The organism is Rhizobium sp. ZPR4, from assembly GCF_040215725.1.
Taxonomy (GTDB): domain Bacteria; phylum Pseudomonadota; class Alphaproteobacteria; order Rhizobiales; family Rhizobiaceae; genus Rhizobium; species Rhizobium rhizogenes_D.
Genome location: NZ_CP157967.1, coordinates 2,848,127 through 2,863,862, shown reverse-complemented (window position 1 = coordinate 2,863,862; position 15,736 = coordinate 2,848,127). Strand labels below are relative to the sequence as shown.

The window sequence follows — 15,736 nt, the reverse complement described above, 5'->3', positions numbered from 1 at the left end:
ACAATCGACAACCGGCGGTATCAGCCGGAGGAATGCCGACCCCAAGCGGAGATGGAATGCCGACAGCCCTGCGGACGATTTACAAGGTGATCTACGACGCAGTGTTCCATTTCGTCGAGGATGACGGGTTCGCCATGGCAAGCCATGTGGCGCTGTCGACGCTACTGGCGGTTTTCCCCTTCCTGATCTTCGGCACGGCGCTCGCAAGCTTTCTCGGCGCCAGCCAGTTTTCGTCGACCGCCGTGCATCTGATCTTCGATACCTGGCCCGAAGCCATCGCCAAGCCGCTCGCCGATCAGGTCGTGCAGGTGCTGACCATACCGCGCGGCGGCCTGTTGACGATTTCCGTGCTTGCGGCCGCCTATTTCGCCTCGAACGGCGTCGAGGCGCTGCGCATATCGCTCAACCGCGCCTATCGCGTGCCTGAAACCCGACCCTGGTATTTCAACCGCCTCGCCAGTCTCGGCTATGTGCTGATCGCCGTGCTGATCTTCGCCATTCTGAGCATCCTGCTCGTCGCGGTGCCCTTGGCGCTCAACTACACGCGGCAATGGCTGCCGAAGCTTGCCGATATCTTCGACATCGTCTTCAGCTGGCGGATCTACGGCACGATCTTCCTGCTGCTGGCGGGCCTGATGATCCTGCATCTGTGGCTTGCGGCCGGGCGCCGGCGGGTGTTCGACGTCATCCCCGGCGTGATCCTGACGCTGGTCTTCTGGTCGATCGGCGCGCTGCTCTTTGCCTATTATCTCTCGACCTTTGCCAATTACACCGCCACCTATGCCGGTCTGGCATCTGTCATGATCGTGCTGATCTTCCTTTATATGCTGGCCGTGATCTTCATCATGGGGGCGGAGATCAACGCGGCCTTGATGAAATTCCGCGTACGCCGTCTGCTGTTCGGCAAGGCGGCGAGCCGTTCCGCCGCCGAGGCGCCAGCGGAAAAACAATCTTCCGAATCAAGGGGCGAATCAGAGGCCGATGCGGCGGCGAAGCTCCGCCGGTGAGAGGCCTAGATTGCGCCATTCGGCAATGCCGGTGTCGCCCAGGCTCTTGGACAGTTTCTTTCCATCGCTGCCGAGGAGGAGGCGATGGTGATGATAGAGCGGCTCCGGCAGGGCAAGCAGCGTCTGCAGCAGGCGGTGGATTGAAGTTGCGGGGAAAAGATCGAGGCCGCGCACGATGTGGGTGATGCCTTGCACGGCGTCATCGACGACAACGGAAAGATGATAGCTCGAAGGAGCATCGGAGCGCGACAGCACGACATCGCCCCAGGCGGCCGCGTCGGCGGGGATAGTGCCGGTTTCGCCGTCGCCGCTTTCCCGCCAATGGAGCGGTGTGCTCGTTGCCTTCAACGCCTTTTCCATGTCGAGACGCCAGGCATGCTTCATGCCCGACGCCAACAGGCGCTGGCGCTCGACATCGCTGCGCTCGCGATCGTCCGCGGGATAGAGCGGCGTGCCGTCCGGGTCGCGCGGCCATGATTTGCCATCCGCCTCGAAAGCAGCGACGCGTGATCTGACTTCGCCGCGCGTCAGAAAGGCGGGATAGACGAGGCCGCGCTCGACGAGCCTCTGCAATGCCTCCTGATAGGCCGGAAAATGTTCGGATTGCCGGCGCACCGGCTCCTGCCAGCTGAGGCTGAGCCAGGAAAGATCGCTATAGATGCCCTGTTCGAAATCGGGTGTGCAGCGCGCCTGATCTATGTCTTCGATGCGCAGCAGGAAATCGCCGCTCGCTTCCGCCGCCATGTCGTGATTGAGGATGGCCGACAGGGCGTGGCCGAGATGCAATGGGCCATTGGGGCTCGGGGCAAAACGGAACTTCGGCTTTTGACGGGGAATCTCGATCATGCTTTCTTCTGCCACGAATTCGAACCGGGGACTACGAGACGTCATGCAGATCATTTGCGACGAACGCGACATCGAAGAGGGGCTGGCTGCGTTATTGGAGCTTGATCCGCGCCTGCGGCAGGTTGCCGCAGAGGCGGGCGCCTTGCCGCTGCGCTTGCGCGAACCGGGCTTCGAGGGGCTTGCCCACATCATCGTGTCGCAGGTGGTCTCCCGCGCCAGCGCCGATGCCATATGGGGTAAGATGATTGCCGGGATGGGGCAGATAACAGCAAAGGGCTATGCAGGGCTGGAGCCGGAGGCCTGGCGGACCTTCGGCCTGTCGCGAATCAAGCATGAGACATTGGCGCGCGTGGCCGCAGCCGTTGCCGGCGGCAGCCTCGATCTACATGCGCTCAGCGCCGAATCACCTGAAAAGGCGCTCGCCGAGCTGACGTCGATCAAGGGAATCGGTCCGTGGACGGCCGAGGTCTATCTGATGTTTTGCGGTGGTCACGCAGATGTGTTTCCGGCCGGCGACGTCGCGCTGCAGGCAGCCGTCGGCATGGCTTTCGGCCACGAAGTCAGGCCCTTGGCCAAGGCAGTTGCCCGGGAAGCCGCGGTTTGGGCGCCCTGGCGCTCGGTCGCGGCCCGGCTTTTCTGGGCTTATTATGCCGTGAAAACACGCCGGGATGCGCTGCCTATAGTTTAATCGGCCGCCTCCCCGAAATTGCCTTTATGCACTGAATTTATTGGACTTCACAATCCTGTAACAACCGGCCTAATATACAAGATGTAGATGCCGAATCGATCAGGAGGGTTCCTTGACGATTGCAGTCTCCCCGCAGTCCTTACCGGCGCTCGTGCTGAACGCCGACTACAGACCGCTGAGTTACTATCCCTTGTCGCTCTGGTCCTGGCAGGACGCGATCAAGGCGGTTTTTCTTGACCGTGTGAACATCATCGCAGAATACGATCAGTGCGTGTCCTCACCGAGCTTCTCGATGCGGCTGCCGAGCGTCGTATGCCTGAAGACATATGTGCAGCCGTCCCGCAATCCCGCCTTCACCCGCTTCAACGTCTTCCTACGCGACAAGTTCGAATGCCAGTATTGCGGCTCCCATGACGACCTGACCTTTGACCACGTCATCCCGCGCGCCCACGGCGGCGAGACGACCTGGGAGAATGTCGTGGCCGCCTGTTCGCCGTGCAATCTCCGTAAGGGCAGCAAGCTGCCGAAGCAGGCCGGCATGTTCCCGGCGCAAAAGCCATACCAGCCGACGGTGCAGGACCTGCACAACAACGGCCGCCTGTTCCCGCCGAACTATCTGCACGACAGCTGGCTCGACTATCTCTACTGGGATTCGGAACTGCAGCCGTAAGGGCCTCGTTGGCGACTGTGCACCGGGAGGGTGCGGCACCCCCTCTGTCCCTTTCGGGACATCTCCCCCACAAGGGGGGAGATTGGTCACTTGTGGTACTTTCCCGATCTAAACTGACATCGCGTCTGCTGTCGCCGAGTTCATTTGTCTTTTGCAGAGGCGCGGCAGACTCCCAACGATCTCCCCTCTCGTGGGGGAGATGTCGTGACAGCGACAGAGGGGGGTATCAGAGCCGCCGCATACGAGGGCGTCACCCCCCGAAAATCAAGCCGCCTTTTTCGCACCCACAAAGGCGATTGCAGCCAGGATCACGCTGGCGATCACGTTCCAGCCGGCCATCGACAGGCCGAGGATGCGAAGGGCCGCTTCCGTGCAGGAGGGGCCTTTGATGGTGTTCAGCTGGCCGAGCAGGTCGCCGGCGTTCTGTGTGACGCTGCTTGCCGTCGTCGAGCAGGTGGTCGGGCCTTCCCAGAAATGCCATTCGACGCCGGCGTGGTAGACGCCGATGCCGCCGCCGACAATCATCATCAGGCCGGCGATGATCAAGAGGCCGCGCGTGATCCACGAGGGCAGGCCTGCAACCGCCGTCAGCACGGCGATGATGGCGACCGGGATGCCGTAATAATAGGGCTGGCGCTGCTCCAGGCAGAGCGCGCAGGGGATGTAGCCGCCAATATACTGGAAGCCGAGCGCCGAGCCGATGACGACGATCATGCCGATCGTCAGCAATACGCCATAGCTAAGGCCGGCGCGGGGGGAGGGCGAAGTCATGGACATGCTGGGGGCTCCTTGGTCAGCTCGCCAGGGCAAAATGGAAGACGGCATAGAGGGCAATCAGAATGCCGGCGGCGACCATGGTGATCTGGCCGAGGCGCTTCTCGATGAAATGGCGGATCGATTCGCCATAGCGGCGCAAAAGGAAGGCCAGGAAGAAGAAGCGCGCGCCGCGCGCGACGATGGCGGAGATGATGAACAGGCCGAGATCGATATGGGCGACGCCGGAGAGGATCGTCACCACCTTGATCGGCGGCAGATGCGCCAGACCCGATGTGACCAGCAGCAGGAGCACCCATTCATAGGTGATGCCGGCGCTCATCTGATTGAAGGCGTCGAGCTTGCCGTAGAATTCGAGGATCGGCTTGGCAATGGTCTCGAAGGCGTAGTAGCCGAGCGCCCAGCCGGCAATACCGCCGAGCACGGAGGCAACCGTCGCCGTCAGCGCATAGCGCCAGGCGCGCTCGGGCTTGGCAAGCGACATCGGCAGGAAAAGCACGTCGGCCGGAACGAGAAAGATCGAGCTTTCGACGAAGGCGATAACGGCCAACCAGATTTCCGCCGATTTGCGGCCGGCAAGCGACATGGTCCAGTCGTAAAGTCTACGAAGCATGAAGGCCCCTTTTTGCTGCGTTGCAAACCTTTAGGGGGCAGGAATATGGCTGTAAATGGTCGGGGGCTGACGGAAATGGCGGAAAGGCAAAATTTTTCGTGATGATGTGAGGGTGTGATGGCTTTCATGCCACGTGATTACCTCTGAAATATCCAGCTCTAAAATAATGTTGCTGTATCTTAATACTAAACTTAGCATTGTATTGTGAAAGATTCGCTTTCAAGCGAGCACAAAGAGGTCGGAAATGTATTTAAAGTCATTGGAAATTGAAAATTACGGACCGCTTCCACTGATAAACTACAATTTTCCCTTTGCCGCCAATGAAATGCCTAAGCCTGTCGTTTTTGTGGGTCAGAATGGATCGGGAAAAAGCATCATATTATCCCATCTGGTAAATGCTATGCTTATCGCCAAAGACGCGGCTTTTACAGACGCTGAGGTGGAAAAGGGTAAAGTTTATAAGTTCCGATCCCCGCTCTATGTCAGCCACGGCTCACAATTCTCGTTTACGGAGCTAAAATTCTCAGATGATTTCACGGTGGCTGAAATACAACTTATAGGTTCGAGGGAAAATGTAGAGGAGCAGTTTGGTTTAACATCGGTCAAGCCTTTGTGGAATGCAATATCCCCAAAGGAAGGGTCCATACTCCATACGAATTTCTATGCTGATCCTAAGAAAATTGAAGAAATTCTCTCAAGATTCACATTGCTTCATTTTCCGGCTAACCGCTTTGAAGAGCCAGCTTGGCTCAATCGGGAAAACTTGCTGAACAATGTAAACTATTTGCAACTTACTAGAACTACCGGAGCATCCAATAGACACGTAATAAATTACTCGCCTCTCAGAGAGAATCAGAATTGGCTCTTAGATGTTATCTACGATCGATTCGGCGTCGAACATACCGTCCAAATGATACCGATTGGTCTACCCGGGAACAGTTTTCCGGTGTTTGCACAGACGAATGGACCTGCGACAAAACTGCTCCATGAAATCGAGCGCTTTATTAAAACGCTTTTACAACGCGAAGGAAGCGTAAGGTGGTCCGTAGGTGGCAGGGGTCGGCGGCAGATTGGCATCAGCATTGATGACGTTAACGTAACATCAAATCTTTTTAGCCTGTCCACCGGCCAGACCGGTCTCTTGAACATATTCCTGACCTTAGTAAGGGATCACGACGTAGCCACGGGCAACTTCACATCACTTTCGGATATCCGCGGGCTGGCGATAATAGATGAGGTTGACCTACACCTCCATACAGAATTGCAGCATACGATACTCCCAAACCTAATTTCACTGTTTCCCAGAGTGCAGTTTATATTAGCGAGCCATTCTCCGCTTTTTATCCTTGGTCTCCAAAAAGTTCTCGGTCAGGACGGGTTTGATGTGGTTGAATTGCCGTCAGGAAAGTCAATTAGCGTTGAGCGCTTTGCGGAGTTCGAGAAGGCTTATTCCTTTTTGAAGGAGAGCGTTCGTTACGAAAATGATGTGCGCGAGGCGATAACCCAAAGTCAGAAACCTCTAATATTCGTCGAAGGCAGCATCGATATCGACTACCTTCAAAGGGCAGCAGAATTGCTTGGCCGCAATGCTAGCTTCGCAACCGCAGGATTGCGGGATGCAAACGGCTACGGTGGACTCGATAAAATCTGGAAATACTTTGATGGTCCAATGTCTGCATTGATCAATCAGAATGTTACGCTGTTGTATGATTGCGATATTAACAAGCATAACGAGAAAAAGCCTGGAGTGCGCAGGTTTAGGTTTCCTTTGCAACAAGGTAAGATCAAAACTGGGATAGAGAACCTCTTTCCTGACAGCCTTTTTGAAAGAGCCAGAGCTGCAAAGCCTGAATTCTTCGATATATCGCCTGGCTATCAAAAATTCATTCGAGGACAGCCGGTAGATGTTCAGGAGGAGTGGCAGCTTAACCGCGACGAAAAACGGAATCTTGCCGACTGGATTATTGCAAACGGGACTTCAGAGGAGTTTTCCGCTTTTACACGTGTTTTTGATATGATTGACGAGGAGTAGGCATATTGAAATGCAACGATCTATTGGTGGGCTAGGCTTTCTTCTCGCTCGAACTTTTAAAAGTAGCTTGTCGCCGAAATAGCTTATATCTAGAGGATTACACTGAACAGATGGTGCCCCATGCCGGAGTCGAACCAGCACTTCTTTCGAAACTCGATTTTGAGTCGAGCGCGTCTACCAATTCCGCCAATGGGGCAACGGGGTACTGACGAGGCGGCTGTCTAGCATGTGAGCGGCGGGGCGCGCAAGCCGGGTTGGTCAGATATTGCGAGCGTTTCCGCAGGGTTGCGGTTTGGCCCATGGCGCGGGTGCGCGCCATGGGCTTTTGTCGCTTGGGGCTCAGTGAGCCATGGCCGGGCCTTTGGTGGTGGAGCCGGACTTTTGCAGTGTGATCGCCAGGATCGCGGCGAGCAGGCAGAAGGCGCCGGCGACGAAGAAGGCGGGGAGGTAGGTGTTCAGCTCCGTGCGGGTAAGGCCGGCGCCATAGGCGGCGGTGGCGGCGCCCAGCTGGTGGCCGGCGAAGACCCAGCCGAAGACGAGGCCGGCCTTTTCGCGGCCGAAGCGGTCGGCGGCGATCTTGACGGTCGGCGGCACGGTGGCGATCCAGTCGAGGCCGTAGAAGACGGCGAAGATCGACAGGCCGTAGAAGGTGAAATCGCTGAAGGGCAGGTACAGCAGCGAGAGGCCGCGCAGGCCGTAATACCAGAAGAGCAGCCAGCGATTGTCGAAGCGGTCGGAGAGCCAGCCGGAGCCGATCGTGCCGAAGAAATCGAAGATGCCCATGACGGCGAGCACGCTGGCGGCGGCCACCGGCACGATGCCGAAATCGCCGCAAAGCGTGACGAAATGCGTCTGGATCAGGCCGTTGGTCGACAGGCCGCAGATGAAGAAGGTGGCAAACAAGATCCAGAAGGTCGAGGTGGTGGAGACTTCCCGCAGGATCGCGATCGGCGAGGCAAGTGCTGCCTTCAGGTTCCTGGTGGCGGCCGGCGGCGGGGTGATGTGGATCTCGCCGACGAGCGGCAGATTGACGTCCGAGGGGCGGTCGCGCATCAGGAGCAGCACGACGAGGGCAGCAACGACGATCATGCCGCAGACGAAAAGCACCGTGGTGCGCCAGCCGTAGCGCGTCGTCAGCTCCGCCATCAGCGGCAGGAACACCAGCTGTCCGGTCGCGGAACTTGCCGAGAGCATGCCGATGACGAGGCCGCGATGCTTGGTGAACCAGCGCGTCGAGACGGTCGCCGCCAGCACCATGGCGGTGAGGCCAGTGCCGAAGCCGATGATGATGCCCCAGCACAAAAGCAGCTGCCAGACCTCAGTCATGAACAGCGAGCCGATGAAGCCGACACTGATGGTCGCCAGCGCGAAGACGATAACCTTGCGCACGCCGAAATGGTTCATGAAGGCGGCGGCAAAGGGACCCATCAGGCCGAACAGCAGCAGCCGCACGGCAAGTGCTGACGAGATGGAGGAGGTGCTCCAGCCGAACTCGTCCTCCAGCGGCTTGATGAGCACGCCGGGCGCGCCCATGGCGCCGGCCGTGACCAGCATGGTGAGGAAGGTGGCGGCGACGACGACCCATCCGTAGTGGATGTTGCGCCGGGCGAGCGTCGAAGCAAGAGCAGTGGAAACCATGAGCTGCGTTCCAATCAAGGTGGGTATCTTGGCGTCAGGATCGGGGCTTGCGAAAGCGCGCGATCGCGGACGATGGGGGTATCGTATCCGCTTCTAGCGCTCGGCCGTTCTCCCGGCTTGAACGTTTGTGTAAAGGCATTTACATGATTGTTATCATATTTGTTGCGTATTGATGATGGTCATCATATAAATTGTCAATACAGATTTATTGATGCTCTGATGGAGTTTATTGATGAGAGTGAGCCGGGAAAAATTCGCCGAGAATCGCGAGAAGATCCTTGCCGTGGCAGGGGAGCTCTTTCGCGAGAAGGGTTTTGACGGCATCGGCGTCGCCGACATCATGAAGGCGGCCGGGCTGACGCATGGCGGCTTCTACGGCCATTTCGATTCGAAGGACGAGCTTGCCTGCGAGGCGAGCAAGGCTTTGGTGGCGCGTTCTCTGGAGCGCTGGAAGCAAGTGGCAGCAAGCTCGCCCGACCAGCCGCTGGAAGCGCTGCTTGCCCATTATCTCTCGCATCGCAACGTGGTGGAGCATGCGACCGGCTGCGTCTTCGCGGCGTTGACGCAGGAGGTCAGCCGCCATGGACCGGAGATGCAGTCCACCTTCACCGGCGGGCTGATGGGGCTGGTCGAAGTGCTTGAGGAGATCGTTCCCGGCGAAACGCCGGAGGATCGCCGGCGCAAGGCTTTTGCCAGCCTTTCCGCCATGGTCGGCGCCGTCATCCTGGCACGGGCAATGGACAGTTCCGAACTGTCGCAGGAATTCCTGTCGGCGACCCGGCAGGAGCTGTCGCCCCAGCCGGATCAAAGCAACGGCTAATCCCGATCTAATCGCGAAAGGCGAGCAGCCCGTTCGCCTCGACGATTTCCTTGAACTTGCCGTCAGGCGCGACCGCCAGCAGCTCGGCGCGCAGCGCCGCCTCGAAATCGGTCGCCTTGTCGCCGAGTGCCTGCGGCGAGGTCGACGACATCGAGAAGATGCGGCCGACGATCTCTTCGATATCCCGCTCATATTCCGAGACGATGCCGATCCGTTCCAGATTGCGGAAAGGGGAAGCGAGCAGCATGGCCTCATGCGGCGCCCATTCCTTGCTCCTGCGCATCTGCCGCTCCGCGCTGCGCTCGGGCGAATAGGTTTCCATCAGCGGCTCGAGAATGCCGCGCCAATTCGGCTCCGCCAGAACGCCTTTGTCGTGGAAGAGGACGACGGCACCGCCGGGCTCGATGAGCCTGTCCAGCGCTTGAAGCGTTGCCGGCCTGTCCATCCAGTGGAAGGAGCGGCCCATGACGCAGAGGTGCAGCTTGCCGATATCAGGGCCGAGATCGTAGGAGGAGCCCTGACGGACATTGATATCGACTCCAGCCATCTTCGCGCCGGCCTCGACTTCGGCGAGCATTTCCGGCTCCGGGTCCATGGCGGTGACGGCGGCACCCTGCAGCCGCGCAAAGGCGATGCCGAGCTGGCCGGGGCCGCAGCCGAGATCGAGCACATGGTCGCCGGGCTTCAGGCCGCTGCGCTCAGCTACGCGGGCAATCAGCCTGTCCGGATAGGGGATGCGATAGCGCAGGTAATAGGCCGCGGTCGATTGAAATCGCCGCGCTTCGAAGGGGACTGTGATCATTGGATATCATCCTCGGGTAGGGAATCATGATCTGTTAAGCCTCAACTGTGACCCGTTCGTGAAGTCACTTTTGCGCGATTTGCCGCGGCCTGCATGGCAAGCCCCATTGGGCTCTGGAGCGTAGAGCTGCCCCTCACTCTAACCCTCTCCCCGCGAGCGGGTTAGAGTGAGGGGCAGCTCAGGCAAGCGCAGCTTCATCAGCCTTGCCCGACGCCCCCCAAATCCTCGATCACTTGAACCCGGCCACCCCATGCGGGACATAAGGGCTCTCCAGCGCCTCGATTTCCTCCGGCGTCAACTTGACTTCCAAGGAGGCGACGGCATCGGCAATGTGGCCGGGCTTGGAGGCGCCGACGATCGGGGCGGTGACGGCGCTCTTCTGCAGGATCCAAGCGGTCGCCACCTGCGCGCGCGGGATGCCGCGCGCCTTGGCCACAGTGCCGACGGCCTCGACGATCTTGCGGTCGGCTTCAAGCGCCTGCGTGTAGAGCGTCTTGCCGAATTCGTCGGACTGGGTGCGGGCCGTTGCCTCGTCCCAGTCGCGGGTAAGCCGGCCGCGGGCGAGCGGGCTCCAGGGGATGACGGCGATCTTCTGGTCCTCGCAGAAGGGCAGCATTTCGCGCTCTTCTTCGCGGTAGAGCAGGTTCAGATGGTCCTGCATGCTGACGAACTCGGTCCAGCCGTTCAGGCGCGAGGTATAGATCGCCTTGGCGAATTGCCAGGCATACATGGATGAGGCGCCGATATAGCGTGCCTTGCCGGCCTTGACGACATCATGCAGCGCTTCCAGCGTTTCCTCGATCGGGGTCGTGTAGTCCCAGCGATGGATCTGGTAGAGGTCGACGTAGTCGGTGCCGAGGCGGCGCAGGCTGTTGTCGATCTCGTCGAAGATCGCCTTGCGCGAGAGGCCGGCGCCATTCGGGCCGGGGCGCATGCGGTTGAAGACCTTGGTCGCGAGCACGATGTCGTCGCGGCGGGCGAAATCCTTGATGGCGCGGCCGACGATCTCCTCCGAGGAGCCGTTGGAATAGGTGTTGGCCGTGTCGAGGAAGTTGATGCCGGCCTCGATCGCCTGGCGCAGCAGCGGCCGGCTGTCCTCCTCCTTCAGCGACCAGGCATGCGTGCCCTTGTTGGGATCGCCATAGGTCATGCAACCCAGGCAGATGCGTGAGACCTCAAGACCGGTCCTGCCGAGCTTTACGTATTCCATCGCTATTCTCCGTCCATTTGATTATCCGGTGCAAGGAAGTCCGCCGTCGGGAGGGCGGCGGAATGCGTGCGTCACCAAAGAAAATCGGCGGGTCAAGCTTGCCGCCGGTCGGTGCGTCAGTTCGTGAAGAGCTTCGAAGTATTCTTCAATAAATAAGGCAATTCGCCCGGCAGAGAAGATGGCAATCTCAAATGTTTCCTTGAACCCCAGGGGCGACAGGTGTTAGCTGCACCGCACAATTTTCTGGAACTGCGCATGAAATTGCCCCCGCGTGATACTTATGAAGCCCTCTATCGCGACTTTCGTTGGGAGATTCCGGCGAAATTCAACATGGGACATGCTGTTTGCGATGCCTGGGCCGAAAGTGAGCCGGATCGGGTCTGCCTCCAGCATTTCAATCCGGACGGCAATCACTTTTCCATGACCTACGGAGAGTTGCGGGATCGCTCCGCTTCTTTCGCCAATGCGCTTGTCGCGCTCGGGGTGCGTAAAGGCGATCGGGTGGCGCTCCTGCTGCCGCAGAGTTTCGAGACGGTCGTCGCACATGTGGCGATCTACAAGATGGGCGCGATCGCCCTGCCATTGGCGCTGCTCTTCGGTGCTGAAGCGCTGGAATACCGGCTGCAGGCGTCCGGTGCATCGGCAATCGTCACCAACCGGTTCGGCCTCGAGCGGCTGCGTCCGATCCGGGAGCGATTGCCGGAGCTGGCGCAGGTGATCAGCATCGATGGCGCCGGAGAGGGCGTTGCCGGCTTTGCCGATCTGGTGGCGGCGCATCCACCGTTGTTCGCGATTGCCGATACAAGCCCGGACGATCCGGCATTGATGATCTTCACCTCGGGCACGACCGGGCCGCCCAAGGGGGCGCTGCACGGCCATCGCGTTCTGCCGGGGCATATTCCGGGCATGCAGTTCGCCCATGAGGGCTTTCCGCAGGTTGGCGACCGGCTCTGGACGCCGTCGGACTGGGCCTGGGCCGGCGGTCTCCTGAATGCGCTGCTGCCGAGCCTGATGCTCGGCGTTCCCGTCGTTTCCTCGCCGGCGCAGAAGTTCGATCCGCATATGGCCTTCCGCATCATGGCCGAAATGGGAGTGCGCAACGCCTTTATCCCGCCGACAGCACTGCGGCTGTTGAAAGCCGTGGATAATCCGCGGGCGCAATACGATCTCAAACTGCGCACCATCGGTTCGGCAGGCGAGGCGCTCGGCCGCGAAACCTTCGAATGGGCGCGATCGGCGCTTGGCGTCAGCGTCAACGAGTTCTTCGGCCAGACCGAGTGCAATTTCGTCCTTTCCTCGAGCGAAGCCTTTGGCGTCAGCCGTGGCGGGGCGACCGGCAAGCCCGTCCCCGGCCATCGCGTCGCGGTCGTCGATGCAGATGGTATCGAGGTTCCCGTGGGCGAGACGGGGCAGATCGCGATCAAGCGGCCCGATCCGGTGATGTTCCTCGGCTACTGGCAGAACGAGGCAGCGACGGAGGCGAAATTCGCCAATGACTGGCTGCTGACCGGCGATATCGGCCGGCAGGATGCGGATGGCTACATTTCCTTCGTCGGCCGCGACGACGATGTCATTACCTCGTCGGGCTATCGCATCGGTCCGAGCGAGATCGAGGATTGCCTCGGCGGCCATCCCGCCGTGCAGCTCGCCGCGGCGGTGGGTAAGCCGGACGCGGTGCGGACGGAGATCGTCAAGGCCTATGTCGTGCTCGTGCCCGGTCGCGAGCCGAGCGAAGCATTGGCAGCCGAAATTCGCGATTGGGTGAAGACGCGGCTTTCCATGCACGAATATCCGCGCGAGATCGAATTCGTCGACGCGCTGCCGCTGACCACTTCGGGCAAGGTGATCCGCCGCCTGCTGCGTGAGCGGGCCATCGCCGAGGTCAGCGCTTCGTAAGCGACAGGATCTTTTCGCGCAGCAGCTTCGCCATGTTGCGGGTGCTGCGATACATGTGGAGCTGCGTGGTCACCTGACGCACGTCGCGGTCGCCGTTCGGCGTCAGGCCGATGATGAGCGTGCCCATATCCTCGCGTTCATGCCAGAAGCGGCTCATGATCGGATGATCCGGCACGGCGCAGGAATCGGAGCGGACGACGTTGGCGTCGTCGAGATGCCATTCTGTCAGCTCACCCATCAGCAGCTTGCCCGGCGAATAGCGGGCATAGGCTTCGTCATAGGCGGTCTTCCACGTATAGGCCTCGCCGCCCATGATCAGCACGATCATCGAGGCGATGGCCTTGCCGTTGAGATCGATGGAGTGGATACGCACCGCGTCGATGGCCGCAAGGTTGGAAATCGCCTCGCGGGCAAAGGCGGCATGATGACGATCGGTGACCAGCGCCGAGCGCTTCTTGCCCTTCCAGCCGCTTGCTTCCAACGCCAGGAATTCTTCCATGCGCAGATGAATATCGCGGGGTTGACGCGCGACGCTGTAGGTGACCTCGCCCTGGTTTTCCAGCAGCCGCCATTGCCGGCGCATTTCACGCAAGTGGGCGTTGGAAATCGTGCGCTTGAGATAGGTAAGCGCGTCGTCGTTGCTTTGAAGCATTGGCCGCCGGAACGAATTGGCGACGGCGATCGGCAGATTTCGGCCGATGGCGATGACCTTGGCCATCTGAACGAAGTTCCCGTTCAGGCGCACGTCCGGCAGCACGAGCGTCGTCGGCAGATGCAGTTCCGGCCGGGAGAGCGCGTCGAAGAGATTGTCGAGCGTTTCGCCGGCATCCTCGGCGTCGAGCAGCGGCGTGCCGAGCGGGCCGAAGGAGTTCGACCAGACACGGACGATCGATGGCCCGATCGCAAAGCCGGGCTTGTCGACGGTAAAGGGCATCAACAGACGCATGCGGCTGCGCGTGCTGCTGATATCGCGCATCAGCGCCAGCCGCACTTGCCGATCCTCAAGGCGCGGCATGGCGGGCGCGAGGAAGCGGCCGGAGAAAAAGACGTTCGGCTCCATGGCGCGGTTGGACAGGAAGTCCAGCTCGTCCTGCAACTCATAGCCGAGCTTGCCGGGATAGAGGCAGAATTCGCGGCCGGCGCGGCCGACCTCGACGCGGGCCTCCGCTTTCGGCGTTTCGAAGTGCAGCGCTGCGAGCGTGTGGGTCAGGGCGTTCACTTGGCTGTCGGTGGTTTCGGTGTAGGGGGGACGTGCCATGATCAGAAGACCCTCGCTGCCGATGACGCCGGCGGGCGCCGGATGAGGGCGAATAGAGTGATGCCGAGCGCGCGGCGGACGGCGATATGCAGGAGCAGAGCTTCGATCGCCATGGCGGTGGCGCCGGCAATCGCCGCACCTTCGATGCCGAGATGCGGGATGAGCGCGACGTTGAGACCGACATTGGCAACGAGCGCCACAGCATAGAGATAGACGCAGAGCATCTGCTTGTCCGCCATGGTCAGGAGCACTTCGGCAGGGCCGACGAGCGCTCTTGCGAGGATGCCGGCAAGCAGGATCGCCATCACGATCTGGCCCTCGGTGAAGGCGGCGCCGAACAGCGAAAGGAGGAGCTGCCCGGCTGCCAGCACCACAAGGCCGACGGCAAGCGCAGGAAAGAAGGACCAGCGTGTCGCTTCGGTCGCGAAGGCTGCGAGCTTGCTGCGATCGCCCTCGGCCAGGATGGCGGCAAAGCGCGGCCCGATGGCTGCCCTCACGGCGAAGGAGACGAAGAGTACCAGAGCCATCGTCTTGGCGGCGGCGAAATAGACGGCGACCTCATCCGGATCGAGGAAAAGGCCGACGACGATGACGTCCGAATTGGTGAGTAGATAGCCGACGCCTTCGACCAGGAAGATTGGCAGGGCGACGGCCGTCCAAGCGCTGAATTCAATGGCTTTCGGGCCGCTTGCGTAGTGGTGGCGCAGGCGGAACGTCACTGCGAGATATTGCAGCACGACACTGGTGAAGGCGCCGGCCAAGGCTGCCGCCATGGCGGTGACGGCATCACGCGGAGCGCCGGCGAGGATCGCGGCCACCATGAAGAGCAATATCAACGTCGGGCGGATGAGAAAGGTCGGGCTGAGAGCCATGATCGGCCAGTGCTTGGCGCGAGCTGTGCCGTCCAGAACGTCACCGAGCGCGATCATCGGCACGGCAATCAGGCCGAAGAAGATCGGCATGACATAATAGTGCTCGACCATATCGCGGAAGGCAAAAAGCAGCAGCGCGCCGATCAGCGCCAGCGTGCCCGAGACGGCAACCACGAACAGGCGCGCGGTGGCGTTCAAGCCGCGAATAGCGTCGTGATTGCCGCTGGCATCATACTGCGGCAGGAAGCGGATGATGGCGGTCGGGAAGCCGAGGCAGGCGAGGTTGCCGAACAGGATCATCAGCACCCAGACGAAAACGAAGATGCCGTATTCGAAGCGGCCCATCAGGCGGGCAAGGATGATCTGCGAGAGGAAGGCGAGGGCGGCGCCCGCGACGCGGATGACGAAGGCTGTAAGCGCCATCCGCTGCGAGGCGGCTTTCTCGTCCTGACCTGCAAGAAGAGCGCCGATCTTGCGCAGATACGGCGATAGAGCGGCCCGCAATGCGGACGGCAACATTCTTTCCGCTGTTTGAAAGACCGCCATGATCGATACGCAATACTTTAAGTATGATCCCAAACTCGCGTTAGTCTTGGCAGAGGAGAGTTAA

14 protein-coding genes and 1 tRNA gene are annotated in these 15,736 nt (G+C 60.2%); 6 read left to right on the top strand and 9 right to left on the bottom strand.

The window, feature by feature from the left end; all coding sequences use genetic code 11:
• Positions 1-56: 56 nt before the first annotated feature.
• On the top strand, positions 57-1,007 hold the full coding sequence (locus tag ABOK31_RS14020) for a YihY/virulence factor BrkB family protein (RefSeq protein ID WP_349956416.1): 951 nt from the start codon (positions 57-59) through the stop codon (positions 1,005-1,007).
• On the opposite strand, the gene gluQRS is transcribed toward ABOK31_RS14020, so the two are convergent.
• On the bottom strand, positions 972-1,853 hold the full coding sequence (gene gluQRS / locus ABOK31_RS14015) for a tRNA glutamyl-Q(34) synthetase GluQRS (RefSeq protein ID WP_349956415.1): 882 nt from the start codon (positions 1,851-1,853) through the stop codon (positions 972-974). The two genes, ABOK31_RS14020 and gluQRS, sit on opposite strands and share 36 nt — an antisense overlap.
• Here gluQRS and ABOK31_RS14010 point away from each other — a divergent pair.
• Together ABOK31_RS14010 and ABOK31_RS14005 are read left to right on the top strand one after the other, a co-directional pair.
• A complete protein-coding gene (locus ABOK31_RS14010) occupies positions 1,852-2,541 on the top strand; it encodes a DNA-3-methyladenine glycosylase 2 family protein (protein ID WP_174177843.1) in 690 nt (229 codons plus the stop codon). The two genes, gluQRS and ABOK31_RS14010, sit on opposite strands and share 2 nt — an antisense overlap.
• Before the next feature lie 112 nt (positions 2,542-2,653).
• On the top strand, positions 2,654-3,211 hold the full coding sequence (locus ABOK31_RS14005; RefSeq protein ID WP_015341304.1) for an HNH endonuclease: 558 nt from the start codon (positions 2,654-2,656) through the stop codon (positions 3,209-3,211).
• Between the two features lie 264 nt (positions 3,212-3,475).
• On the opposite strand, the gene ABOK31_RS14000 is transcribed toward ABOK31_RS14005, so the two are convergent.
• On the bottom strand, positions 3,476-3,988 hold the full coding sequence (locus ABOK31_RS14000; RefSeq protein WP_349956414.1) for a disulfide bond formation protein B: 513 nt from the start codon (positions 3,986-3,988) through the stop codon (positions 3,476-3,478).
• A gap of 16 nt (positions 3,989-4,004) precedes the next feature.
• Entirely contained in the window at positions 4,005-4,598 is a 594-nt protein-coding gene (locus tag ABOK31_RS13995; RefSeq protein ID WP_174177839.1) for a YqaA family protein, read from the bottom strand.
• A gap of 244 nt (positions 4,599-4,842) precedes the next feature.
• On the opposite strand from ABOK31_RS13995, the gene ABOK31_RS13990 reads away from it, so the two are divergent.
• Positions 4,843-6,630, top strand: coding sequence for an AAA family ATPase (locus tag ABOK31_RS13990; RefSeq protein ID WP_349956413.1), 1,788 nt, complete (start codon positions 4,843-4,845; stop codon positions 6,628-6,630).
• Between the two features lie 111 nt (positions 6,631-6,741).
• On the opposite strand, the gene ABOK31_RS13985 is transcribed toward ABOK31_RS13990, so the two are convergent.
• Both ABOK31_RS13985 and ABOK31_RS13980 read right to left on the bottom strand, forming a co-directional pair.
• Positions 6,742-6,826 (bottom strand) — tRNA-Leu (locus tag ABOK31_RS13985).
• Positions 6,827-6,969: 143 nt separating this feature from the next.
• Positions 6,970-8,268, bottom strand: a complete 1,299-nt coding sequence (locus tag ABOK31_RS13980) for an MFS transporter (protein WP_349956412.1) — start codon at positions 8,266-8,268, stop codon at positions 6,970-6,972.
• Between the two features lie 232 nt (positions 8,269-8,500).
• Between ABOK31_RS13980 and ABOK31_RS13975 the strand changes: the two genes are divergently transcribed.
• Complete coding sequence (locus ABOK31_RS13975; protein ID WP_349956411.1) at positions 8,501-9,088, top strand: TetR/AcrR family transcriptional regulator; 588 nt, start codon at positions 8,501-8,503, stop codon at positions 9,086-9,088.
• 7 nt (positions 9,089-9,095) lie between these two features.
• On the opposite strand, the gene ABOK31_RS13970 is transcribed toward ABOK31_RS13975, so the two are convergent.
• Both ABOK31_RS13970 and ABOK31_RS13965 read right to left on the bottom strand, forming a co-directional pair.
• On the bottom strand, positions 9,096-9,890 hold the full coding sequence (locus ABOK31_RS13970) for a class I SAM-dependent methyltransferase (protein WP_349956410.1): 795 nt from the start codon (positions 9,888-9,890) through the stop codon (positions 9,096-9,098).
• Positions 9,891-10,119: 229 nt separating this feature from the next.
• Positions 10,120-11,100: an aldo/keto reductase gene (locus ABOK31_RS13965; RefSeq protein ID WP_349956409.1), complete on the bottom strand. Its 981-nt coding sequence runs from the start codon at positions 11,098-11,100 to the stop codon at positions 10,120-10,122.
• Positions 11,101-11,355: 255 nt separating this feature from the next.
• Here ABOK31_RS13965 and ABOK31_RS13960 point away from each other — a divergent pair, with 255 nt between their 5' ends.
• Positions 11,356-12,996: an AMP-binding protein gene (locus ABOK31_RS13960; protein ID WP_349956408.1), complete on the top strand. Its 1,641-nt coding sequence runs from the start codon at positions 11,356-11,358 to the stop codon at positions 12,994-12,996.
• On the opposite strand, the gene ABOK31_RS13955 is transcribed toward ABOK31_RS13960, so the two are convergent.
• Both ABOK31_RS13955 and ABOK31_RS13950 read right to left on the bottom strand, forming a co-directional pair.
• Entirely contained in the window at positions 12,983-14,254 is a 1,272-nt protein-coding gene (locus ABOK31_RS13955; RefSeq protein ID WP_174177821.1) for a GNAT family N-acetyltransferase, read from the bottom strand. The genes ABOK31_RS13960 and ABOK31_RS13955 overlap by 14 nt on opposite strands.
• A 2-nt stretch (positions 14,255-14,256) precedes the next feature.
• The gene (locus ABOK31_RS13950; protein ID WP_349956407.1) at positions 14,257-15,672 is read right to left on the bottom strand and encodes a lipopolysaccharide biosynthesis protein; all 1,416 of its coding nucleotides are present in this window, start codon (positions 15,670-15,672) and stop codon (positions 14,257-14,259) included.
• Positions 15,673-15,736: the final 64 nt, after the last annotated feature.